Origin of the sequence: Flavobacterium oncorhynchi (assembly GCF_002217355.1) — a bacterium.
GTDB classification, from domain to species: Bacteria; Bacteroidota; Bacteroidia; order Flavobacteriales; family Flavobacteriaceae; genus Flavobacterium; species Flavobacterium oncorhynchi.
On record NZ_MUHA01000012.1, the window covers coordinates 76,491 to 98,078 of the forward strand.

The 21,588-nt window shown below is 33.5% G+C and carries 20 protein-coding genes and 1 riboswitch; of the genes, 7 read left to right on the forward strand and 13 right to left on the reverse strand.

Features of this window, described 5'->3' with window-relative positions; genetic code table 11:
• Positions 1-7 precede the first annotated feature (7 nt).
• Entirely contained in the window at positions 8-1,390 is a 1,383-nt protein-coding gene (locus B0A75_RS10115) for a TolC family protein (RefSeq protein ID WP_244284378.1), read from the reverse strand.
• A gap of 263 nt (positions 1,391-1,653) precedes the next feature.
• Between B0A75_RS10115 and B0A75_RS10120 the strand changes: the two genes are divergently transcribed.
• The 3 genes from B0A75_RS10120 to B0A75_RS10130 are packed head-to-tail and all read left to right on the forward strand — an operon-like array spanning position 1,654 to position 5,526.
• Positions 1,654-2,865, forward strand: coding sequence for a hypothetical protein (locus B0A75_RS10120; protein WP_123872356.1), 1,212 nt, complete (start codon positions 1,654-1,656; stop codon positions 2,863-2,865).
• 58 nt (positions 2,866-2,923) lie between these two features.
• A complete protein-coding gene (locus B0A75_RS10125; RefSeq protein WP_089054163.1) occupies positions 2,924-4,075 on the forward strand; it encodes a porin in 1,152 nt (383 codons plus the stop codon).
• Positions 4,076-4,095: 20 nt separating this feature from the next.
• Positions 4,096-5,526 carry an anion permease gene (locus B0A75_RS10130; protein ID WP_089054164.1) on the forward strand — a complete coding sequence of 477 codons (1,431 nt, stop codon included), beginning with the start codon at positions 4,096-4,098 and terminating at the stop codon, positions 5,524-5,526.
• On the opposite strand, the gene B0A75_RS10135 is transcribed toward B0A75_RS10130, so the two are convergent.
• A complete protein-coding gene (locus B0A75_RS10135) occupies positions 5,523-5,807 on the reverse strand; it encodes a GNAT family N-acetyltransferase (protein WP_089054231.1) in 285 nt (94 codons plus the stop codon). The genes B0A75_RS10130 and B0A75_RS10135 overlap by 4 nt on opposite strands.
• A gap of 313 nt (positions 5,808-6,120) precedes the next feature.
• Here B0A75_RS10135 and B0A75_RS10140 point away from each other — a divergent pair, with 313 nt between their 5' ends.
• A complete protein-coding gene (locus B0A75_RS10140; RefSeq protein WP_089054165.1) occupies positions 6,121-6,780 on the forward strand; it encodes an alpha/beta hydrolase in 660 nt (219 codons plus the stop codon).
• Between the two features lie 285 nt (positions 6,781-7,065).
• Here the strand turns inward: B0A75_RS10140 and B0A75_RS10145 are convergent, their stop codons facing one another.
• Positions 7,066-7,581, reverse strand: coding sequence for a hypothetical protein (locus B0A75_RS10145; protein WP_089054166.1), 516 nt, complete (start codon positions 7,579-7,581; stop codon positions 7,066-7,068).
• 165 nt (positions 7,582-7,746) lie between these two features.
• Here B0A75_RS10145 and rpmH point away from each other — a divergent pair, with 165 nt between their 5' ends.
• Positions 7,747-7,908 (forward strand): 50S ribosomal protein L34, encoded by a 162-nt coding sequence (gene rpmH / locus B0A75_RS10155; RefSeq protein ID WP_008464848.1) that lies wholly within the window; start codon positions 7,747-7,749, stop codon positions 7,906-7,908.
• Between the two features lie 146 nt (positions 7,909-8,054).
• The gene (carB, locus tag B0A75_RS10160) at positions 8,055-10,910 is read left to right on the forward strand and encodes a carbamoyl-phosphate synthase large subunit (RefSeq protein ID WP_089054168.1); all 2,856 of its coding nucleotides are present in this window, start codon (positions 8,055-8,057) and stop codon (positions 10,908-10,910) included.
• Positions 10,911-10,979: 69 nt separating this feature from the next.
• On the opposite strand, the gene yiaA is transcribed toward carB, so the two are convergent.
• The 5 genes from yiaA to B0A75_RS10185 form a co-directional block, all read right to left on the reverse strand.
• Positions 10,980-11,378, reverse strand: a complete 399-nt coding sequence (yiaA, locus tag B0A75_RS10165; RefSeq protein WP_089054169.1) for an inner membrane protein YiaA — start codon at positions 11,376-11,378, stop codon at positions 10,980-10,982.
• 164 nt (positions 11,379-11,542) lie between these two features.
• On the reverse strand, positions 11,543-12,079 hold the full coding sequence (locus B0A75_RS10170; protein WP_089054170.1) for a DUF4252 domain-containing protein: 537 nt from the start codon (positions 12,077-12,079) through the stop codon (positions 11,543-11,545).
• A 2-nt stretch (positions 12,080-12,081) separates the two neighbouring features.
• Entirely contained in the window at positions 12,082-12,609 is a 528-nt protein-coding gene (locus B0A75_RS10175) for a DUF4252 domain-containing protein (protein ID WP_089054171.1), read from the reverse strand.
• 16 nt (positions 12,610-12,625) lie between these two features.
• A complete protein-coding gene (locus tag B0A75_RS10180; RefSeq protein WP_089054172.1) occupies positions 12,626-13,087 on the reverse strand; it encodes a hypothetical protein in 462 nt (153 codons plus the stop codon).
• Positions 13,074-13,583, reverse strand: a complete 510-nt coding sequence (locus tag B0A75_RS10185; protein WP_089054173.1) for an RNA polymerase sigma factor — start codon at positions 13,581-13,583, stop codon at positions 13,074-13,076. The genes B0A75_RS10180 and B0A75_RS10185 overlap by 14 nt, the downstream gene beginning before the upstream one ends.
• Before the next feature lie 158 nt (positions 13,584-13,741).
• Between B0A75_RS10185 and B0A75_RS10190 the strand changes: the two genes are divergently transcribed.
• Positions 13,742-15,229 carry a S41 family peptidase gene (locus tag B0A75_RS10190; protein ID WP_089054232.1) on the forward strand — a complete coding sequence of 496 codons (1,488 nt, stop codon included), beginning with the start codon at positions 13,742-13,744 and terminating at the stop codon, positions 15,227-15,229.
• A 73-nt stretch (positions 15,230-15,302) separates the two neighbouring features.
• Here B0A75_RS10190 and B0A75_RS10195 read toward each other — a convergent pair whose 3' ends face one another.
• The 5 genes from B0A75_RS10195 to cobT all read right to left on the reverse strand — a co-directional run bounded on the left by B0A75_RS10195 (position 15,303) and on the right by cobT (position 21,524).
• Positions 15,303-16,349, reverse strand: a complete 1,047-nt coding sequence (locus tag B0A75_RS10195) for a YncE family protein (protein ID WP_089054174.1) — start codon at positions 16,347-16,349, stop codon at positions 15,303-15,305.
• 5 nt (positions 16,350-16,354) lie between these two features.
• Positions 16,355-18,208: a TonB-dependent receptor plug domain-containing protein gene (locus B0A75_RS10200; RefSeq protein WP_089054233.1), complete on the reverse strand. Its 1,854-nt coding sequence runs from the start codon at positions 18,206-18,208 to the stop codon at positions 16,355-16,357.
• Between the two features lie 28 nt (positions 18,209-18,236).
• Positions 18,237-18,441: riboswitch (cobalamin riboswitch) on the reverse strand.
• 66 nt (positions 18,442-18,507) lie between these two features.
• Entirely contained in the window at positions 18,508-19,044 is a 537-nt protein-coding gene (gene cobC, locus B0A75_RS10205) for an alpha-ribazole phosphatase (RefSeq protein WP_089054175.1), read from the reverse strand.
• Positions 19,029-19,820, reverse strand: coding sequence for an adenosylcobinamide-GDP ribazoletransferase (locus tag B0A75_RS10210; RefSeq protein WP_089054176.1), 792 nt, complete (start codon positions 19,818-19,820; stop codon positions 19,029-19,031). Before B0A75_RS10210 ends, cobC begins: the two co-directional genes overlap by 16 nt.
• Before the next feature lie 24 nt (positions 19,821-19,844).
• Positions 19,845-21,524, reverse strand: a complete 1,680-nt coding sequence (gene cobT / locus B0A75_RS10215) for a nicotinate-nucleotide--dimethylbenzimidazole phosphoribosyltransferase (RefSeq protein ID WP_089054177.1) — start codon at positions 21,522-21,524, stop codon at positions 19,845-19,847.
• Positions 21,525-21,588 lie beyond the last annotated feature (64 nt).

Here is a 21,588-nt window from a genome sequence, read left to right on the forward strand (position 1 = left end):
AGAACTTTTATTTAGATATTTTTTTTGATAAATCGCCAGTAGCAATTATAGTTTCAATAGCAGCAAGTCTTTGTTCGATCAAAGTAGTTGTTTTGTTTACGGATGCTTTATAAGAGTCGTTTTCTGCTTCAAGACGTTCTGATATGTTGATTAAGCCTTCTTTATACTGTTTTATCGCAAGATTTAAATTATTGTTTGCCACTTTTTCCTGCTGCTGTGTAATGTCTATTTTTTGAGTCAGCACACTATAATCAACAAGATTTTTTTCCAGCAGAAGTTCGAGTTTTTCTTTAGTATCGTCAATTTGGTTTTGAACCTGCTCAATATTTATTTTGGCTTCATGTACTTTGTGTTTTCTTTCAAAACCAGAAAAAACTTCCCATTTCATAGCGGCTCCTACAACCCAGTTGTTGCTTATTGTAGCTTCATTTAAACCTAAGTATAAAGCTTGATTAATTCCAGTAATTATTGGAGTAGTAGCATTTGCATCAAAAAGACTGGAGTACGAAACGCCTCCAAATGCTCCTAAAGTTGGCAGATAAGTTCCTTTCTCTTTCTTTAATAAATATTCATAAGCAGATTTAAACGATTCCAATGCTTTTATTTCTTGTTTATTTTGTGTGCTTAATTTTTCATCCGTTATTAAATAGGGGTTTAAGTCGTAATGAACATTTTCTATTTCAGTAATAGAATAACCTGTTAAGTACTTAATTTTTTTATAAACTAATTTTCTTTTCCCGTCAAGTTCAATTTTTTTTGAAGCCAGTTCTAATGAAGCTAGCTTAATTTTGTCTCGATCATACGGAATTGCCAGTCCTTGTTCGATAGCTTTTGTAACGCGTTTTGTTTCTGTTTCTAGTCGGTTTTCGCTTTCTTTTAATAGTTTGTCTATTTCTTTTAACAATTCCAGTTGATCAAAAGTGTTGATGACTTCTTTTGTAATTTGATCCTTTTCAGATTCTTTCAGGAACATTGTTCCTTTGGTTTTTTCTCCAATAGCTTTTGCGCCGTTCGGAATTTGCATACCGCTGAATAGTACGGTTTTTGCCATTACACTTCCGTTAAAGATGTTGCCGTAATTTTTAAAAGCAGTTTTGCCATCAAATAAAGGATAGTTCACAATTGGAATAGTTGCCGTAGGAAGATCTACAGTAAGTTTGTTGTCAAAATAGGTATAAAGAGCACTCGCTTCAACTATTGGGATGTATTTATTCCAAACACTTTTTTCTTGAAGATTCAATTTTTCAATGTCTAAATCTTTGTTTTTTAAAGAAGCACTTTTTTCAATAGCCTTCTGGATCGCATCATCCAAAGTTGATGAGACCTCTATTTGGCCATATCCACAGGTAATTGAAAGGAAAAAGAAAAAAATAAGTATATGTTTTTTCATCGCAATTTAGTTTCTATAATTTGACAAATCGTAAAACAGATTTTGTAAGACATTACAAAGGAGAAGATGTTCAGAAAGAACGCTTATTTACAAATATAAGAATATAAGTCTTACATTATTGGCTTTTTGAGAAGTAAATTAGGTCAAAAAGCCGTTTTGTTTAAATTTTATAGTATAAAACAGAAAGTTATAATGTTATGTTAAAACTTTGTCTGTTTTTTCATACCTTAGTCACTGCAAATCTTAATCAACTGACTATTAATATGAAAAAAAGTATTCTATTTTTTGTGATTTTAATGAGTAGTTTGTTTAATTCCTTGTTTTCTCAAACAAATGATGAACCTGTAGCTTTAGGTTTGCCTGGGGATAATCTTAATTTGTATGCAGTATTAGATATATTTCAAAAATCAAAAACTTTAGAAGATTTTGAAAAAGCATTAAACGATCCAGAAACTAAGGTTAATAATTTAGATTTGAATAATGATGGAGAAATCGATTATATTGAAATCGAAAGTCATAAAGAAGGAAATACACATGTAATTGTGCTTCAGGTAGCTGTAAATAGTAAGGAAACTCAAGATGTTGCAGTTATTGAAGTCGATAAAGACAAAAAGAATAATGTTCACGTTCAGGCAATTGGAGACGAGGATCTATACGGGAAAAACTATATAGTTGAACCTGCAGATACAGTTGCAGGAACACCAAATCCCGGTTATAAAGGAGATCAAACAGTAATTATAAATAACAATACAACTAATAATTATAATACCACAACTAGTCCGAGTTATGTAAATACAAGTGTGAGTGCATGGCCAGTAGTATTGTTTTTGTTCTCTCCCATATATGTTGCTTATAGATCGCCTTGGTATTGGGGTTATTACCCTCCATACTGGCGTCCTTGGCGTCCAGTTTATTATCATGACTATTGGGGTTATCACGGACATTATTACAGCAATCGTTATTACCGAAGAACTACCGTTATAAGAAATCCTAGATATTATAATAATTATACCACTAGAAGAAATACATCTGTAGTAGTTAGAGATAACCGAGTTAACGGACGTTATAAGGGTACTTATAATGGCAGAGATTATAAAAGACCTGCGCCGGTAACGCCTTCAAGACCTTCAAGACCGGGAAATACGACGAGACCTGTAACTCGACCAACAAATCCGTCGACCAGACCTGGAGGAGCAACTAGACCAGTAACGCGACCAGCAAACCCTGGTACAACAAGGCCAGTAACGCGACCAACAAACCCAACGACTAGACCTGGTGTGACAAACCCTGGTGCAACAAGACCAGTAACTCGTCCTGTAACCCCGTCAACAAGACCTGCGGTACGACCAACGCAGCCTGCAACTCGTCCCACAGCACCAGTAACAAGACCTGCAACTCGTCCTGCGCCTAGTCCAGCACCAAATAGAAATACCGCGGCTCCAAGGCCGGCAAATCGAAGTTCGGATAGAAGATGAGTGGAGAATAAAAAGTAAGCAGAGATAATATTATACTAATTTTTTATTTAAAGTCTTTATGAATAAACCTTTACTAGTAAAAATTATTTTTATCCTTTTGATAATACCACACTTTATAAATGCTCAAACTGCAGCAACTCAAAATGTGACAGATTCAGATGATGGTGTGAAGTATCCGCAGTTTCAATTTAAAGGGCTTTTTCAAGCTCGTTATTTAGAAAGTTTTGGTAAAAATGTTGATGTTTTGGGGGTTCATCATTCGACAGGAGATGTTACTCAGAGTTCATTCGATATTAAAAGGATGCGTGTTGGTCTTAATACAAAATTAAGTGAAGCGACAGAAGTTGTAATCTTAGTGAATCTAGCCGATTTTAAATCGGATACAAAAGGAAAGGTGCTTGAAAATGCTTATGCAAAATATACTTTTAATAAATATATAGCCGTAACAGGAGGTCAGTTTCGTCCAGCTTTTGGTATTGAAGAATTGGTTCCTGTGGACATTATTAAATCTTTCGATTTCTCTAATCAATATTATGAATTTGGAAAAAACGGATGGACAAGTTTTCAAATTGGAGCTTCGGCAAGCGGAAATTTTGACATTGGTAAAATTCCTGTAAATTATGCTGTTTCAGTTTTAAACGGAAACGGAAAAAATCAGGAAATGGATAAAGATAATGGTAAGCAGTATTCTACACGCTGGGTATTTGGATTATCAAAAGAACATAAAATAAATCTTGGGTTAAATGCTGGTACAGGAAAAGTTTTTAAAGAAAAAGTTTTTGCTTTTGGAGCTGATATTACCAGCGATTTTAAGCTGACAGATAAATTTACTTTTGATTTACAAATAGAGTATAAGCAAGGAACAAATCATAATTTATATTTTTCTTTGCCTGTTGATACGAGAACTCCAGATGTTTCTGATTATCAAATGCGCGGGATTTATTTTCTGCCTAATTTAAGATACTCTGTGAATTACAAAAAATTAACCTCGTTAGAGTTGTCCTGTCGTTTTGAAAGTTTTGATCCGAGCTATAAAATTAATTCAAATGTTAGACAGACTTATACGCCAATGATTAGTTTTGAATTTGGAAAAGCGTATACAGGCCGTATCGAAATGGGATTTGAAATTGACAAGTATGCTCGCAATATCCCAGACACCTCTTCTTATAATGATAATTTGTTTTTAATTCAGTTTCAATGTAGACTATAGTCTAATTTAATCCTAATTTTATGAAAGAAGTAAAAATACCACAAACCTTAATTACGCTGGCAGTTGGAATCGCAATTTGGTTAATTCCTGCGCCAGATGGTGTAGTAATTGAAGCTTGGCATTTGTTTGCCATTTTTGTAGCCACAATTTTAGGAATTATTCTAAAAGCTGCGCCAATGGGTACAATGTGTATGATTGCCATTGCTTTAACCGCTTTTTCTCAAGTTTTGGCTCCTGGAGATGCTGGTAAATCAATTACTTTAGCCTTAAAGGGTTTTGGAGATAAAGTGATTTGGTTAATCGGAATATCATTTTTTATAGCGCGAGGATTTATAAAAACAGGTTTAGGAAATAGAATTGCTTTTTTATTTATTAGAATATTTGGAAAAAGTTCATTAGGCTTGGCGTATGGTTTAGGCTTGGCTGATTTGGTTTTAGCCCCTGCGGTGCCTAGTAATACCGCTCGAGGCGGAGGAATTATTTATCCTATTATGAAATCGATGTCAATGAGTTTTGGTTCTATGCCGGATCAACCCGAAACACATCGAAAATTAGGATCATATCTTACCTTGAGCAGTTATAATGCAAATTTAATTGCGTCCTCTATGTTTTTGACGGGAACAGCAAGTAACCCTATGTGTCAAAAGTTTGCGCTTAATTTAGGAATAAAAATTTCTTGGATGTCGTGGGCGGCAGCGGCTATAGTTCCAGGTTTGTGTGCCTTTTTTGTAATTCCTTTTGTATTATATAAAATTTACCCGCCTGAACTTAAAAAAACGGGAGATGCACCGCAAATTGCTGCTCAGAAATTGAAAGATATGGGGCCGATTACCCGTAACGAGTGGATGATGCTCTTGACGTTTTTTATTTTGTTGTTTCTTTGGATGACAGGTGATTTGTTTTCTATTGATGCTACAACAACAGCTTTTATTGGTTTAGTGATCTTGCTTTTAACTTCGGTGCTGACTTGGGATGATGTAAAAGCAGAAAAAGGAGCTTGGGACACAATTGTTTGGTTTTCAGTTTTAGTTATGATGGCCAGTTCGTTAAATGAACTAGGTTTTATAAACTGGTTTAGTAATGTAATAAAAGCAGAAATAGGAGGTTTAAGCTGGCAGATGGCGTTTCCTATTATTGTGTTGGTGTACTTTTTTAGTCATTATCTTTTTGCCAGCGCAACAGCTCACGTTGCAGCTATGTATGCGGCGCTTTTAGGAGTAGGAGTTTCGTTAGGAGTTCCTGGATTGCTTTTGGCTTTTATGCTTGGTTTTGTGGGGTCAATTTATGGAACTTTAACGCATTATGGTCACGGGCCGGCACCTGTTTTTTTCGGGAGCGGCTACGTAGATTTAAAAAGCTGGTGGGTCAAAGGTTTAATAACCGGACTTGTAATGCTCTTTATTTATATGGTAATCGGCGGTATGTGGCTTAAGCTGATAGGCGATTTTTAGATTCTAATTCCCGGAGGAAGCAATTCTTTGTATTTTGGGTTTTTCTTGAAAAAAGAAACAATTTTTGGATGGATTGGAACTACTCTCAATTTTTTTTCTGTGCTCAACTCCATTATGTTTTTAAGTAATGTGTCGATTACAGGTTGATTTTCGTAGTTTTCTGGAGTGTTGATTTTTGTTAGGAAAATTTTCTTTTCCTGAAATGAATATTCAATGCTTAATAATCCTTCTGGAACTGTGGTTTCAAATTGTCTTGCAAAAGTATTGTCTTTGATTTCCATAGTAATTTCAATAGATTCCATAATTTGTCATGTTTTTTATTAGTTGTTAATATGTAATAGAGAATGGGGGTGGAACAATCTCATGTAGAATTCTTTTTGGAAATTTTAAAAAATGTCGGACTACAAAGGTAATCATTTGATTTTCAATATTAGATTATTTTTTGAAATCTCTATTTTGGGTATGGAAGCAGTTGTTTTTTTTGTTTTATTTTTTTAGAGTTTTAATTATGGTGCAAGATTTGCTGTGGATACAACTAAAAAAAGTACTTTTAACTTGAAATTATAGTCGTAATTGTAATACGTTTTCAAACTAATGAGCAAAATTCCTGTATATTTTATGCCCGGTTTAGCAGCAAGTCCTGCCATTTTTGAAAGAATCAAACTAGATGAAACTATTTTTAAAATGTGTTTATTGGAATGGGAAATTCCAAAACCAAAAGAATCATTGTCTGATTATGCACTGCGAATCAGCAAAAATATAAAACATGAAAATCCAGTTTTAATAGGAGTTTCTTTTGGAGGAATTTTGGTTCAGGAGATAGCGAAACACATTCAAGCCAGAAAAGTAATTATTATTTCAAGTGTTAGGAGTAATGTTGAGTTTCCTAGAAGAATGAAAATTGGAAAAACAACAAAAGCCTACAAATTGATTCCAATGAAATTAATTTTAAACATTGAGAATCTTGCAAAATATTCTTTTGGCGAAAAAGTCAATAAGCGCATTAAGTTGTATGAGAAGTTTTTAGCTGTTCGAGATCTTAATTATTTACAATGGGCAGTAGAATCGGTTATTTTATGGGATAGAAATCAAATCGATGAAAAAGTGATTCATATTCACGGAGATCAAGATGATGTTTTTCCTATAAAGTACATTAACAGCTGTATTGTTGTAAAAGGCGGAACTCATATTATGATTCTCAATAAATACAAATGGCTGAATGAGAATCTGCCTTCTATTATATTGGAGAATTAAATTCCATCCCGATAGCTATCGGAATTAAAATCCAAATTCCAATTCTTTGAAGTTTCTTGCGCAATCTTGTCATTTCGACGAAGGAGAAATCTCTGCAAGTAGCTCGACAAAGATTATCGATTTTGATTATAGAGTTACTCGTGAAGATTTTTCCTTCTTCGAAATGACAAACTAAGCGTTGGCCTTGTGTTAGAAAGAAAATTTAAAATAAAAAAATCCCAAATTCACAATTAATTTGAATTTGGGACTTCAATCCCGATAGCTATCGGGATATAATTTAGAAAATTAGATTTTCTTCATTTGTTCTTTCATCATTGAGATTTGCTCTTTCAGCATTCCTTGTTTGTCTAATTTCTTAGCTTCAGCTAGTAAATTTGTCGCTTCAAGTTTTCTTCTGCGTGACATTGCAACTCCTGCAAGGTTTAATTTTGCAACGGCTAAATCCATATCCATTGATAATCCAAGCTCGATTGCTTTTTTGAAATGTTTCTCAGCTTGAATAAGATTTGTTTGAGATAACATAATTCCGTGAAGATAATTAAAATAACCTTGTTGCTTTCTTACTAATGCAGTTTCAGGGTTTTTAATATAAGATAACCATTTTTTTGCTCCTTCAAAGTCTTGTTTTCTTAATTTAAGGAAGGCTAAAAGGATAAATTCATTTTTAAAGTAAAGAAAAATTGGAATTGCAGTTAGTAATAAAAGGAATATTCCGTTACCTATATTGCTTTCTGTAAATTGCCAGATGCCAGCTACTACAAGTAATCCAGCTAAAATAAGTTTGATAATTTTATTAAACATAATTGATGTATATTTGTGATTGCAAATATAGTAAAATGAATTAAAAATATTTTTATTAAAGTACTTGCCAGAAAAAAAAGTCTTTGTATATTTGCACTCGGTTTTGGAATAAGGATCTCCAAAACAGAAAAAGAGATATTAGATACCATTTAAAGATACAAAGCAATGAGCAAAAGAACATTTCAACCATCGAAAAGAAAAAGAAGAAATAAGCACGGATTTATGGACAGAATGGCTTCTGCGAATGGAAGAAAAGTTCTAGCGCGTAGAAGAGCAAAAGGAAGACATAAATTAACTGTTTCTAGCGAGCCTAGACACAAAAAATAATGTTTGTATAAACATACATAAGGCGATTACTTTTTTAGTATCGCCTTTTTTTATACCTTGTCGGTAATAAATTTGTAACATTCTAGTTTCTAAAGCACTGTGAATGTTTTTTGAATACATTATAATAACTACACAATACATACAAAATGCCTAAAGACACATCAATAAAATCAGTTTTAATAATAGGTTCAGGACCTATTGTTATTGGTCAAGCTTGCGAATTCGATTATGCAGGATCTCAATCTGCACGCTCGATTCGTGAAGAAGGAATTGAAGTTATCTTGATAAACTCAAATCCAGCGACGATTATGACCGACCCAACCATGGCCGATCATGTTTATTTGAAACCACTAACTACAAAATCGATTATTGAAATTCTAAAGGAACATCCACAAATTGACGCTGTTTTGCCAACTATGGGAGGACAAACGGCTTTGAACTTGTGTTTGGAAGCTGAAGAAAAAGGAATTTGGCAGGATTTCGGCGTAAGATTAATCGGGGTAGATGTAAATGCAATTAACATTACCGAAGACAGAGAGCAGTTTAAACAGCTTTTAGAAAGAATTAATGTGCCAACTGCACCTGCGAAAACAGCTACTTCATATTTAGAAGGAAAAGAAATTGCTCAAGAGTTTGGTTTTCCGCTTGTAATTCGCCCTTCGTTTACACTTGGTGGAACTGGAGCAGCAGTTGTTTACAAAAAAGAAGATTTTGATGAGCTTTTAACAAGAGGTCTTGAAGCTTCTCCAATTCATGAAGTTTTAATTGACAAAGCTTTGATGGGATGGAAAGAATATGAGTTAGAACTTTTAAGAGATAAAAATGATAATGTTGTAATTATCTGTTCGATCGAAAATATGGATCCAATGGGAATTCATACTGGAGATTCGATTACAGTGGCACCAGCGATGACATTATCAGATACAACTTTCCAAAAATTACGTGACTATGCGATCTTAATGATGAGAAGTATCGGAAATTTTGCTGGAGGATGTAACGTGCAATTTGCAGTTTCACCTGACGAAAAAGAAGATATCGTAGCAATTGAAATTAATCCTCGTGTATCTCGTTCTTCTGCTTTAGCATCAAAAGCAACTGGATATCCAATTGCAAAAATCGCTTCTAAATTAGCTTTAGGATATAATTTAGATGAATTGCAAAACCAAATTACAAAATCAACTTCGGCTCTTTTCGAACCAACTTTGGATTATGTAATCGTGAAAATACCACGTTGGAACTTCGATAAATTCGAAGGTGCTGACAGAACATTAGGGCTTCAAATGAAATCTGTTGGTGAAGTAATGGGAATTGGGCGTTCTTTCCAAGAAGCATTACACAAAGCAACTCAATCTTTAGAAATTAAAAGAAATGGTTTAGGTGCTGACGGAAAAGGATATAAAAACTACGAACAAATTATCGAGAAACTGACTTTTGCAAGTTGGGATCGTGTTTTTGTAATTTATGATGCGATTGCAATGGGAATTCCGTTGAGTCGTATTCATGAAATCACAAAAATTGATATGTGGTTCTTGAAACAATACGAAGAGCTTTATACTTTAGAGAAAGAAATTTCGAACTATAAAGTATCGAATCTTCCAAAAGAGCTTTTGCTTGAAGCGAAACAAAAAGGTTTTGCCGACAGACAAATTGCTCACATGGTAAATTGCTTAGAAAGTGAAATTCATACTTTACGTATGGATCAAAACATCAACCGTGTGTTTAAGTTAGTAGATACTTGTGCGGCTGAGTTTAAAGCAAAAACGCCTTATTACTACTCTACTTTTGAGGCTGAAATCGAAAAAGCAAACGGCGAGCGCTACGTAGATAACGAAAGCATTGTAACGGATAGAAAGAAGATCATCGTTTTAGGTTCTGGACCAAACAGAATTGGACAAGGAATCGAGTTTGATTATTCTTGTGTACACGGAGTTTTGGCAGCAAAAGAATGTGGTTACGAAACGATCATGATTAACTGTAATCCTGAAACGGTTTCGACTGACTTTGATACAGCTGACAAATTATACTTCGAGCCAGTTTTCTGGGAGCATATTTATGATATCATTCAACATGAAAAACCAGAAGGTGTAATTGTTCAGTTAGGCGGGCAAACAGCTTTGAAATTAGCTGAAAAATTATCTAAATACGGAGTGAAAATCATCGGAACTAGTTTTGATGCACTTGACTTAGCAGAAGATAGAGGACGTTTCTCAGATTTACTAAGAGAATTACACATTCCTTTCCCACAATTTGGAATCGCTGAAACAGCCGATGAAGCTTCTGCACTTGCAGATACTTTAGATTTCCCATTATTGATTCGTCCTTCTTATGTATTAGGAGGTCAGGGAATGAAAATTGTAATCAACAAAAAAGAATTAGAAGAGCACGTAATCAACTTGTTGAAAACGATTCCAGGAAATAAATTGCTTCTAGATCACTATTTAGCTGGAGCAATTGAAGCTGAAGCGGATGCAATTTGTGATGCTGACGGAAACGTGTACATCATAGGAATTATGGAGCATATCGAACCTTGCGGAGTTCACTCTGGAGATAGTAATGCTACTTTACCTCCTTTTAACTTAGGAGAGTTTGTGATGCAGCAAATAAAAGATCATACAGAAAAAATTGCAAGAGCATTGAAAACTGTTGGTTTAATCAATATTCAGTTTGCTATAAAAGACGATACGGTTTACATTATCGAAGCAAATCCAAGAGCTTCTAGAACGGTGCCGTTTATTGCAAAAGCATACGGTGAGCCTTATGTGAACTACGCTACAAAAGTAATGTTAGGACATAGTAAAGTAACAGATTTTGATTTCAATCCGCAGTTAAACGGGTTTGCGATCAAACAGCCAGTTTTCTCTTTCAGTAAATTCCATAATGTAAACAAAGCATTAGGACCAGAAATGAAATCAACAGGAGAAAGCATCTTGTTTATTGATGACTTAAAAGACGATCAATTCTACGAATTGTACTCTAGAAGAAAAATGTATTTGAGTAAATAATCTCAAATTCTAATATAAAAAAAAGCTCCAATGAAAATTGGAGCTTTTTGCTTTTAGTTAGGTCTAAGTTTATTCATTTTCGCTAAAACTCATATTGTCACGAGTGTTTTTTTGAACAGAGATTGCTCCAAACAATGCTAATAAGAAGGCAAATGCATAGAAACCTTTTTCGCTTGGTAAAATTGTCGCGTTCCATAAACCAACGGCTAAAAGAACGATTGATAAAAGAGTTCCAAACCAGCAGATTCCATAATAGATATCGGTTACAGGAAGTTTTTCAAGTCTGTCTCTAACACTTTTTTGTAATGAAACAACAGCAAAAAGACCAAACATTAGAACTGTAAAATAATAGCCTTTTTCGTTTAGCAGCATTTCTGCTCTTGCTAGTCCAACAATATATCCAATCATTCCAGCTCCAAGAGCTACCCAAGATGCCGCTATAAAGGCATTCGATGTTTTTTGTACCATGTTTGTTTTAATTTATTAAATGTATTGGTTAGAGGCAAATGTAATTAAATTCGTATGATATATGCGAAAACACTTATAAAGATTATTCAGTTTTATCTTCTTAATTGTTAAAAATAAAAAAAAGCTCCATTAGGAGCTTTTTCAATTTAAGTAAGATATATTTATTATTTAACTAGCTGCTGTAAAGGTTTTAACTGTTCCATATCGATATTTGATTGTTTTAAAACAGTCATTAAAGTCATGATGTTATTTGGATTCATGTTTTTTCCTAAAACACGAACTACTGCAAAACCATTTTCTTTTCGGTTAGCGAAAACAACGAATTCTTCGATGTTTTCATCTGTGCCAACATAGCTTATAGAAGCGCCGTCTTTACCTGAGCCAAACGTCATTAGCTGTTGATATTTTGGGTTTTTTAAAATAGCTTTGACTTTTGCTCTTTCTGTTTCAAATTGAGCTTGATTTTTGTCGTTTGCTTTAAAAGCTAGAATATTCATCTTGTCAAATGACTTTAAAGCTTCATTTTGCTCGGCGGATAATTTTGCTTTTTCTAAATTTAAAATAGTAGGAGAAACATCAAGAGCGATAAAATCTTTATTGTCTGTATTTTGTACAAAATACTTTTGCAATGAAGGTTCAGAATTACAACTTACTAAAGTTAATAATACTAAAAGGGCTGAGGTAAAAACGTTTGTTTTCATGATTATTTTTTGCCTTTAGAGGCTTTTTTTAAGTCTGAACCGCCTGGAAGCTGCATTTTGTCTGTAAGTACTGAAATTTCGTTTAAATCAAAATTTCCAGTTAAAGAAAGTAAAACGGTTTCATCATTTTTTGCGCCGTCAACAAACATAAGTAATTCTCTAATTTGTGTATCGCTTGCACCTGATTTTACCATTATGCGTACATTTTTTCCGCTGTCGTTTACTCTCATAAGTTCTTCAAGACCTGCTGTTTTAATGTATTTATCAGCAGAAGCTTTCATATCGGCCTCGATTTTAGGATTTTTTGTTGTAAACACTTTCAAATAATCTAATTTTTTAATCAGATTAATGTATTGCTGTGTTTCTTTGTCAGTAGCGTCAACTTTTACTTTGCTCATTAAATCGAACATTTTTTTGTTTACAATTACTGAAGTTACATCGTCCTGACCATCAAATTTGTCAAAGGCGCCTTGAGCATAAAATACATTTGTTACAAAGGCGAATACTAGTGTTATGATAAGATTTTTCATTTTTGATTGAATTTAATTACTGTTTAAAAATTTTGTTTTTTGATTGTTCGTATTCGTTAATGTATTGTACGCTTTCGATACCTACATTAACATTGTTTGATAATAGTGCCAAAGCTTTTTGAGTTGCTTTCAGCGCTTCTTCCGGATTATCATAGGTTCCTAATTCTGATTGTGCTGCAACTACTGGAGCTGCATTGTTTTCACTTACAAAAAAATAGGTTCCAATTCCGAGTAAAACAACAGCTGAAGCAGCAATCGATAACCACGCTACATTTCGTTTCTTAGTTTGTAGTGGAATCTCTTGTGTCGATTTTTGCTGTTTTACCTGAGAGAAATAACCAAAAAGTGGTTTGTATTGCTCCAAATGCTGCGCAACATTTGATGATGAAAAGTATTCTTTTAACTGATTTTCTTCGGCAATAGTTGTCTCTCCCTCGAAGTATTTTTCTAATATATGTTCTATTTTATCTGATTCCATAACTGTGTGTGTTAATCATTTCTTCTCTAATTTTTTTTCTTGCTCTTGAAAGTGCTACCCGAATCGCCGTTTCATTCATGTTGACAATTTTTGCAATTTCTTCAAATTCATATTGTTCGACGTCTCGCAATTGAATTAGTATTTGCAATTGTTCAGGGAGTTGATTTACTATTTTTTCAACCCATTCTAAACTGTCTGAATCTTCCAGTTTTTTATCCAATTGCGGCTCACGATCGGTAAAATTATTATGAACAATTTTTAGATTTCCAGCTCTTTTTGATTTTAACTGATCAAGACAATAATTTTTAGTCATTGTCATAGCCAGCGCTTCAACATTATTATAAGCACTTAAATCGTCTTTTTTATTCCATAATTTAACCATTACCTCCTGAGCAGCATCTTCTGCTTCTTCGGTGCTGGTAAGCAATCGTTTTGCCAGACGAAAAACTTTGTCTTTAAAAGGATTTACTAATTCTATAAACACATTCTGGTTCATAAATTAAAGGTTATTCGTTAGCTTATATAATCAAGACGAGACACAATTATTTTTGTTACAAAGACTTTGTATTTTTTTTTATAAAAAAAGAATACGACTTAAAACTAAAGATAGTATTTTTACGTTAGTATTCTATAATGATGCCGAAACCAAAATTTATGAAAACAATTCTAAGGTCAGCACTTTTCTTGTGTATGTTAACATTTTCTTTACAGTCTTGTGAAGATCAGGACGATGTTATGTCTCCATCTCATTTACAAGTTAATGATTTTGTATGGAGAGGACTGAATGAAGTTTATTTATGGCAGGCTGATGTTCCAAATTTAGCTGATGACCGTTTTGCTGCAAAAGCAGACTTAGAGAATTATTTAGCGGGGTATTCAAGACCTGAAGATTTATTTCAGGATTTGCTGAATAAACCAATCAGCAAATACCCAAATGGTAATGCAATAGATCGTTTTAGCTGGATTGTTGATGATTATACTGTTTTAGAACAGGAGCTTAATGGGATTTCAAAAAATAATGGTTTAGATTTTAAGCTTACTAGAATTGCTCAAGGATCTAATGATTTAGTTGGTTATGTTCGTTATGTTATTCCTAATTCTAACGCATCGACTAAAGATATTAAAAGAGGAGATTTGTTTACGAGTATAAACGGAACAAAACTTACAATTTCAAATTATCAATCTTTATTAAATACTGATAATTATACTTTAGATCTTGCTGATTTTAATGGAACTGCATTTGTATTGAACGGAAAAACGGTTTCCTTATCTAAGACTACTTTAGAAGAAAATCCTATTCTTATTAATAAGGTGATTGAATCTGGAGAGCACAAAATTGGATATTTAATGTATAATGGTTTTTATGCAGGGTATGATGCCAAGTTAAATCAGGCTTTTGGCGATTTAAAAGGGATTACGGATCTGGTTTTAGATTTAAGATATAACGGAGGTGGTTCTGTAAAATCGTCTACGCGTTTGGCTAGTATGATTACTGGACAGTTTGAAGGGAAAATATTTTCGAAAAGACAATATAATTTTAAGTTGATGGCTGGAATGACAGCCGATGATTTAGAGCTGTTGAATGAAAGATTTGTTAAAAGCATTGATGGTGCGACAATAAATAGTTTAAACTTGGCGAGAGTATTTATTATCACTACTGCAAACACAGCATCTGCAAGTGAATTGGTTATAAACGGACTAAAACCCTATATTGAAGTTATTCAGGTTGGCGAAACTACTATAGGTAAAAATGTAGGTTCGTTTACAGTTTATGATTCACCAACTTTAACAAAAGCCAAAGTGAACCCAAATCATAGATACGCGATGCAGCCTTTGGTTTTTAAAATTGCAAACGCTGCTGATTTTGGAGATTATACACAAGGATTAACACCGACCTTTCCTTTAAATGAAAAGGTTATTATAAAGGATGAACCAGGTACTCATTTGGGGATATTAGGAGATAAAAAGGAGCCATTGTTAGATCTAGTGATTTCTAAAATAACAGGAGCAACAGCTAAAAAGATTCAAACCGACGAAAGTTTCGATTTACCTTATATAAGCGATTCTAGAAAAATAAATGGATTGCGAAATGAAATGTATTTAGAGAATGTTCCAAAAGAATTTATGAGAACTTTAAAATAGAAATAAAAAAAATAGGCTTTCAGAGATGAAAGCCTATTTTTTTTCCAAAAACTAATAACAAATTCTAAAAGAATTAATCATTAAAATAGAAACCATTTGGAGCAATACCAACTGTTAATTCTTTTAGTAGATTTCCACTCAAGTTATAGATGTATGCTTTACTGTCTACTTTGTAGTTACCGCTGTCTGCCAAGTAAACTTTACCGTCTTTAACTGCAAAACCGTATAAGTTAGCAACTGAAGGAGCATTGAAAATTGGAGTTGAAGAAACTGCAGTTGCAGAAGTGTTTATAACATAAACTGAGCTTTTTACAGTATAATAAATTTTGTCGTCAGAAATATCTAAATATCCAGCTTTTTCTAAGCTTGCAGGAAATGGAAGTTTAGTAACAGATTTGTCTGCTAATTTTACTTTTACAATTTCGCTGCTTGCTCCACCCCAAGGTGCTCTTAAGATGTACAGAATACCATTTTCCTCTTCAATTGAATCAGCGCTTGTTCCAATTATTATTGGAGCTTCTACAGTTTTAGTAGCAATATTAACAATCAAAAGTTTGTCGCTTGCATCAGGTTCTGTAATGTACAATTTGCCATTTTCAAGAATAAGCCTGTTTGCAGTGGCATTCAATTCAATTTTTGATTCTACCTTATTTGTTGCTAAATCAATTACAGCAACATAATCGTCAGTATCACCAGTAGCTGGATTAATGTACGAGTAAGTGTTTGCATTAGTAACATAAGCCTTTCCGTCTTTTACAACACCATATCTTGGATTAGCAAGTCCGCTGTCGATTTTAGCGATCAATTTAAAAGTATATCTGTTTACTACATTTATAACATTTGAACCACCAGCAATGATGTAAGCTCTGTCTCCGTTAAAGAAAATGTTTTGAGCATATTTTCCAAGTAAATCTGATCCGTTTGCTGCAGTATAAGCGTCTTTTGTAAAAAGGCTAAAATTATCGCTAGAAAAAGAAACAGTTCCTTGTCCTGTACTTCCTTCATTTAAAATGAAAAATCCGTTGTCGTATTCTCCTTTTGGCTGGTCATCATCGTCATTAGAACAAGACACAAATAAGGATACACTTAGTGCTATTAAAAGTAATTTGCTAAGTTTCATAAATATTAAAATTTTAGAGTTAAATACATGTTGAAATTTCGACCCGGCATAGGTCTGTCCTCAAGACTTTCATAATTTTCGTTGAAGATGTTTAATACTTGAATGCCAAGTTTAAAGGAGTCAAGAAATTTAAAATCATAATCGATTCCGATATTTGATAGCGTATAATCTTTTATGATTTCGTCTGGATTGTTATCTGCTCTGGTATAAACAAATCCATTATATAAAAATTGATAATAAGCAGAAATTCTATTTCTAGAATAAGAAACGGAAGCTGTAACTTTATTAAACGGAACAAAGAAAAGCTGTTTTTTGGTTTCTTCGTCTTTAGAAGCAGTGTAAGCATAAGATGCATTTGCACCAAAAATATTTTTGCCATACTGTTTTTTCCAGCTCAGCAGAGTTTCGGCACCATAACTATTAACCTTGTCTCTATTTTGAGGTGTCCAAATGCCGTTTGAACCTGGAACCCATTGCAGTAAATCTTTAATTTTGATGTAATAAAAAGTCTGTGTCAACGAAATGTTTTTAAAAGTAAAAACGTTTCCAATTTCTGCCTGATAAGAGCTTTCTGGTTTTAAATCGGGATTTCCGCCTTCTTCCCAATATAAATCATTGAAAGTTGGGATTCTGAAGTTTCGAGATAAGTTTAGTTTTAATTGATATAATTTGCTAAACTGATAAGTAGAACCAAAATTGAATAAAACAGGAGATTTGTAATTGTCTGTAAATTCTTTTCGAATACCAAATTCATTCTTCCAGTCAGTCGAAAAATCTTGCTTTATAAGTAAAGCAGCCGAACCAATTTCTCTAGTGTTATCTCCAAAACCGCTTCCGTAACCTTTTGTTCTGTTATAATCTACGATTCCGTTTATCTGAGTTGATTTAAATAAAGTGTAACCTATATCGGCTTTAGAAATAAAACTTTCCGTTTTTCCGTACGTATATTGATTTTTTGAATTATCAGCATAATACTGATAGTTTTCAAAAATATACGCCGTTTTGAAATTTGCAGTTAGTTTTCCAAAATTACCGTCGTATTCTAATAAGTTTCTATTGAAACCATTTACATACTTGCTTTTAGTTTCCGTTTCAGTAATTAAAGAAGTATTTCGATCTGTATTTGAAGTTTGAGTATATAATTTTAAGCTGTTTTTAGCATTAATTTTATATCCCACATTAGCATTCATTGTAATAACGTCGTATTGTCCGTTTTGGTTCCAGCGCTGTTCACCTCTCCAAGTATATCGATTTAAATATTTATAATCGTTTGTCGAGCTGTTTTTAGAAAAACCAATTTGAGAGCTCCATTTTTCATTAGAAATATTAGTTTTATAATTGATTCCAATCGTGTTGAAGCTTCCATAATCTAGTCTTAGATTATTTTCAAAACGCTTATAAAAACTCATGTCATTATTTAAATGCACCGTTCCTCCAATTGCGCCGCTGCCATAAATAACACTTCCTCCGCCTGCTTTTACGCTGACAGAATTATAATCGGAACCTGAAATGGTGTTGAAATCAGTACTTCCGTTCATTTGAGAATTAATATTAATTCCGTTCCAGATTACTGCAGTCTGCGAAGAAGTAGTTCCTCGAAAAGAAACCGTAGAAAGCATTCCACGTCCATATTCTTTAAAATAAAGAGTAGAATTAAAATTTAATAAATCAGTAAGTAAAGCTTCATTTTTACTTATAATGGAATCATTAAGTTTTAAAACCGATTGGGAGTTGGAGTATTTTTTTAGATTAGCATCAGAAACCAGAACCTCTTTCAGGTTGTTAATAGAATCTTTTTGCGCCAAAATACTTTGACACAACAATAAGAAAAGGCAAGCAAAACGTATTTTTAAAGTCATAATTTCTACACTCTTTTTCCCGAGAGCTCGATATTTTGTTATAAAGGCAGGTCTCCTGGCTTGCGTCTTGTTGTTTACCTTCCCATTCGCCGGGGCGAGCAGTGGTTTTGTAGTTTACAACAAGCATTCTTTTTAGAACAAAGCTTACAGTTGCGGGTACAGCTCAAGAATTTTTACTTGATTCCCTTTTAATGTGTTAGAATAAAAACACAACCTTAATTTGCTGCAAATATAAAGTTAAAAATAATGATAATTCAAATTTGTTTTAGTTTTCAAGGTAAACTGCAAACAAAAGGACTTTAAAATTCGATTTTTATAACCTCTCCAAAGTCAACTTTGTTTTGAAAAGCATCCTTTAGCGGCAGTGAAGTCTGATGGCATAAGATACTTCTAATTACGCCGGCATGTGCTGTAATAACAATTGGAGAATTTATTTTTTTCGATGTAAGTGTGACTATAAAATCTCCAACTCTTTTATGTAATCCTGTAAATGACTCGCCATTTTGAGCTTTAACGTTTACAAAATCTTCCATCCAGGGATTTAGTTGTTCTGGTGGAATTTCATTCCAGTTTTTCAATTCCCAATCACCAAAATTCATTTCCATTAAACGCTCATCTTCTTGATATGAAATGGCGTTGATTTTTGTTTGAATGTATTTTGCTAAAGTAACACAGCGTTTTAGTGGACTTGTAAAAATCAGAGCTTCTGAGGGTAATTGTGAAACAACGTTTTCGAATACTGTTTCAAAAGGTGCTGCAATATCTACATCAGATTGCCCGTAGCAAATTCCTTTTTCGCAGACCGTTTCAGTATGGCGAACTAAATAAATTTCCATATCAAAAGAAAGCTTAAGTAATAAACAACTTCACAAACTTGCTGCGTTGCGCCAAGACAATCTCCTGTATAGCCATCTATCCATTTTTGGAAATATCTCGCAAGAAAATAACGCATAATAAAAACAGGAATTAAGGCAAGCAGAAATTTAAAGTTGAAACAGGAGAATATCAATAAAGGAAGCAATCCGAAGAAAAAAGACCCGAAAATTTCTTTCCAGCTATGATTTTTTGCAATCGGTTTACTTTTGCTTGAAGCATCGTCTCGAGAATATTCATGCGTGAAAATAATACTAATCGCAGCCAAACGACTTACAGAATGAGCAGAAATAAATAACAGAAAAACTAATAAATAAGAATTGCTGTTTGTAAAAAGCGAAATTGATTCTGTCAGCAACTTAAATTTTGCTAAAAAAAGCAAAACTAACCCAATTGCTCCATAGGCTCCAATTGCGCTGTCTTTCATAATCATGAGTATTTTTTCTTTCGTCCATCCTCCGCCAAATCCGTCGCAGACATCGGCAAATCCATCTTCATGAAAGGCTCCAGTTGTCAGTACAGAAGTTATGATAGCAAAAATAACTGCCGTTTCTGTTGATAGAAAAAGAGAAAAAATATAGAAAGCAGTAAATGAAATTGTTCCTACAATCCAACCGATAAATGGAAAATATCGAGTTGCTTTGTTTAAATAATCTGGATCATGATTGATGTTTTTTGGACAAGGAATTCTAGTATAAAACATTAAACAGGTAAAGAAAATATGTAATTCTTTTTTCATTTAAAATAAATTTTTAATTGGAGCTTACTTGCGGCTGACTCCTGCACTTTCAAAACTAGCCATTTCATTTAAAAATGCTTCCGCCGATTTTAAAATCGGAAAAGCAACAGCGCAGCCGGTTCCTTCGCCCAAGCACAAATCTAGATTTAAAATAGGTTTTGCATTTAGGTAATCGAGTAATTTTATATGTGCTTTTTCGGCAGAGCAGTGGCAGAAAATAGCATTGTGTTTGATGTCAGGATTTATTTTTGAAGCAATCAAAAAAGCTGTGCTGCAAATAAAGCCATCAACCAGAATAAGCATTTTGTTTTCATAAGCTGCGAGCATTCCGCCGGCAATTTGTAAAATTTCAAAACCGCCAAAATAAGCCAGCTGCTGTTTTAAATCGGTTTGACCAGAATAATTTTGAATGGCGCTTTTGAGCAAGTTTTGTTTTTGAATTAACTTTTCGTCTTCAACACCAGTTCCTTTTCCAACACAATCTTCAATAGGTAAATTAGTTAAAAGGCTCATTAATACAGATGCAGTCGAAGTATTTCCAATTCCCATTTCACCAAAACCTATACAATTTGTACCTGTTTTGGCAATCGTATCAACAATCGATTTTCCTTTTTCAAGACACAATTGTAGTTCGGTTTCACTCATTGCTGGAACATGAAGAAAAGATTGTGTTCCTTTTGCAATTTTAGCATTTATCAATTTTGCATTTGTGGGAAAATCATAGTTTACACCTGAATCTACAATAGACAAATCAATATTATTTTGACTACAGAAAACATTGATTGCGGCTCCGCCTTCCAGAAAATTGGTAACCATTTGGCGAGTAACATCTTGCGGATAAGCGCTGACACCATGATTTGCAATGCCGTGATCAGCTGCAAAAACCACTATAGCAGGATTTGTTATTTTTGGATTTAAAGTTTCGAAAACAGTTGCCATTTGAAAAGCTAAGGTTTCTAAAGTCCCTAAAGCGCCAATAGGTTTTGTTTTTGAATCTATTTTATCTTGAAGGAGTGTACTGAAATCCGTGTTAATCTCAGTATCATTTTGTTGTTTTAAATCTAAATCAATAAAATTTGATTTCTGTATTTTATCTATTTCAGTACAAAACGGGGTTTCAGATTTTTGTTTCCAATGTAATTGCTGTAACATTGGCTGATTGTTATAATTTGTTGCTGGTTTGCCGATGCAGAAATACCCAAGCGGTTCTATATTCTCTGGTAAATCAAGGATTTTTTTAAATTGATAATAATTGATAATTGAAACCCAGCCCATTCCATAACCTTGTTCAGTAAGCGAAAGCCAAATGTTCTGGGCAGCACAAACTGAACTGAATTTTACAGCTTCGTTACTTCCAATTGTTCCAATCGTAAATTGATTAAGAACAGAACGATCATAAGCAATAATAAGTCCTAAAGGAGCTTCTTCAATTGCTTCTAGTTTTAAGGATCTGTAAAGTTCTTTTTGCTCTGGATTATCGGTTAGTTCTTCGGCTTTTTTGTTATAATCTAAAAAAAGTTCTTTTACTGCGGTTTTAACTTCTTTAGATTTAATGATATAATATCTTGTTGCATCAGTCAGTCCAACAGAAGGTGCCCAATGTCCAGCTTGCAAAGCTTTCTGAATTACTTCATCGGGAACTTCGTCTGTCGTAAAATGCCTTGTGTCACGACGTGACTTTAAAATATCATCTAAATAACTCATTTTTTAATTCCAATTTTTTAACTCCAAATTTCAATGCAACTGAAATTTGAATATGTAAGTAAAG

Excerpts from the sequence above, each read along its gene's own strand:
- B0A75_RS10115 (WP_244284378.1), bottom strand. The coding sequence starts at position 1,390 with ATGAAAAAACATATACTTATTTTTTTCTTTTTCCTTTCAATTACCTGT.
- B0A75_RS10120 (WP_123872356.1), top strand. The coding sequence starts at position 1,654 with ATGAAAAAAAGTATTCTATTTTTTGTGATTTTAATGAGTAGTTTGTTT.
- B0A75_RS10125 (WP_089054163.1), top strand. The coding sequence starts at position 2,924 with ATGAATAAACCTTTACTAGTAAAAATTATTTTTATCCTTTTGATAATA.
- B0A75_RS10130 (WP_089054164.1), top strand. The coding sequence starts at position 4,096 with ATGAAAGAAGTAAAAATACCACAAACCTTAATTACGCTGGCAGTTGGA.
- B0A75_RS10135 (WP_089054231.1), bottom strand. The coding sequence starts at position 5,807 with ATGGAAATCAAAGACAATACTTTTGCAAGACAATTTGAAACCACAGTT.
- B0A75_RS10140 (WP_089054165.1), top strand. The coding sequence starts at position 6,121 with ATGAGCAAAATTCCTGTATATTTTATGCCCGGTTTAGCAGCAAGTCCT.
- B0A75_RS10145 (WP_089054166.1), bottom strand. The coding sequence starts at position 7,581 with ATGTTTAATAAAATTATCAAACTTATTTTAGCTGGATTACTTGTAGTA.
- rpmH (WP_008464848.1), top strand. The coding sequence starts at position 7,747 with ATGAGCAAAAGAACATTTCAACCATCGAAAAGAAAAAGAAGAAATAAG.
- carB (WP_089054168.1), top strand. The coding sequence starts at position 8,055 with ATGCCTAAAGACACATCAATAAAATCAGTTTTAATAATAGGTTCAGGA.
- yiaA (WP_089054169.1), bottom strand. The coding sequence starts at position 11,378 with ATGGTACAAAAAACATCGAATGCCTTTATAGCGGCATCTTGGGTAGCT.
- B0A75_RS10170 (WP_089054170.1), bottom strand. The coding sequence starts at position 12,079 with ATGAAAACAAACGTTTTTACCTCAGCCCTTTTAGTATTATTAACTTTA.
- B0A75_RS10175 (WP_089054171.1), bottom strand. The coding sequence starts at position 12,609 with ATGAAAAATCTTATCATAACACTAGTATTCGCCTTTGTAACAAATGTA.
- B0A75_RS10180 (WP_089054172.1), bottom strand. The coding sequence starts at position 13,087 with ATGGAATCAGATAAAATAGAACATATATTAGAAAAATACTTCGAGGGA.
- B0A75_RS10185 (WP_089054173.1), bottom strand. The coding sequence starts at position 13,583 with ATGAACCAGAATGTGTTTATAGAATTAGTAAATCCTTTTAAAGACAAA.
- B0A75_RS10190 (WP_089054232.1), top strand. The coding sequence starts at position 13,742 with ATGAAAACAATTCTAAGGTCAGCACTTTTCTTGTGTATGTTAACATTT.
- B0A75_RS10195 (WP_089054174.1), bottom strand. The coding sequence starts at position 16,349 with ATGAAACTTAGCAAATTACTTTTAATAGCACTAAGTGTATCCTTATTT.
- B0A75_RS10200 (WP_089054233.1), bottom strand. The coding sequence starts at position 18,208 with ATGACTTTAAAAATACGTTTTGCTTGCCTTTTCTTATTGTTGTGTCAA.
- cobC (WP_089054175.1), bottom strand. The coding sequence starts at position 19,044 with ATGGAAATTTATTTAGTTCGCCATACTGAAACGGTCTGCGAAAAAGGA.
- B0A75_RS10210 (WP_089054176.1), bottom strand. The coding sequence starts at position 19,820 with ATGAAAAAAGAATTACATATTTTCTTTACCTGTTTAATGTTTTATACT.
- cobT (WP_089054177.1), bottom strand. The coding sequence starts at position 21,524 with ATGAGTTATTTAGATGATATTTTAAAGTCACGTCGTGACACAAGGCAT.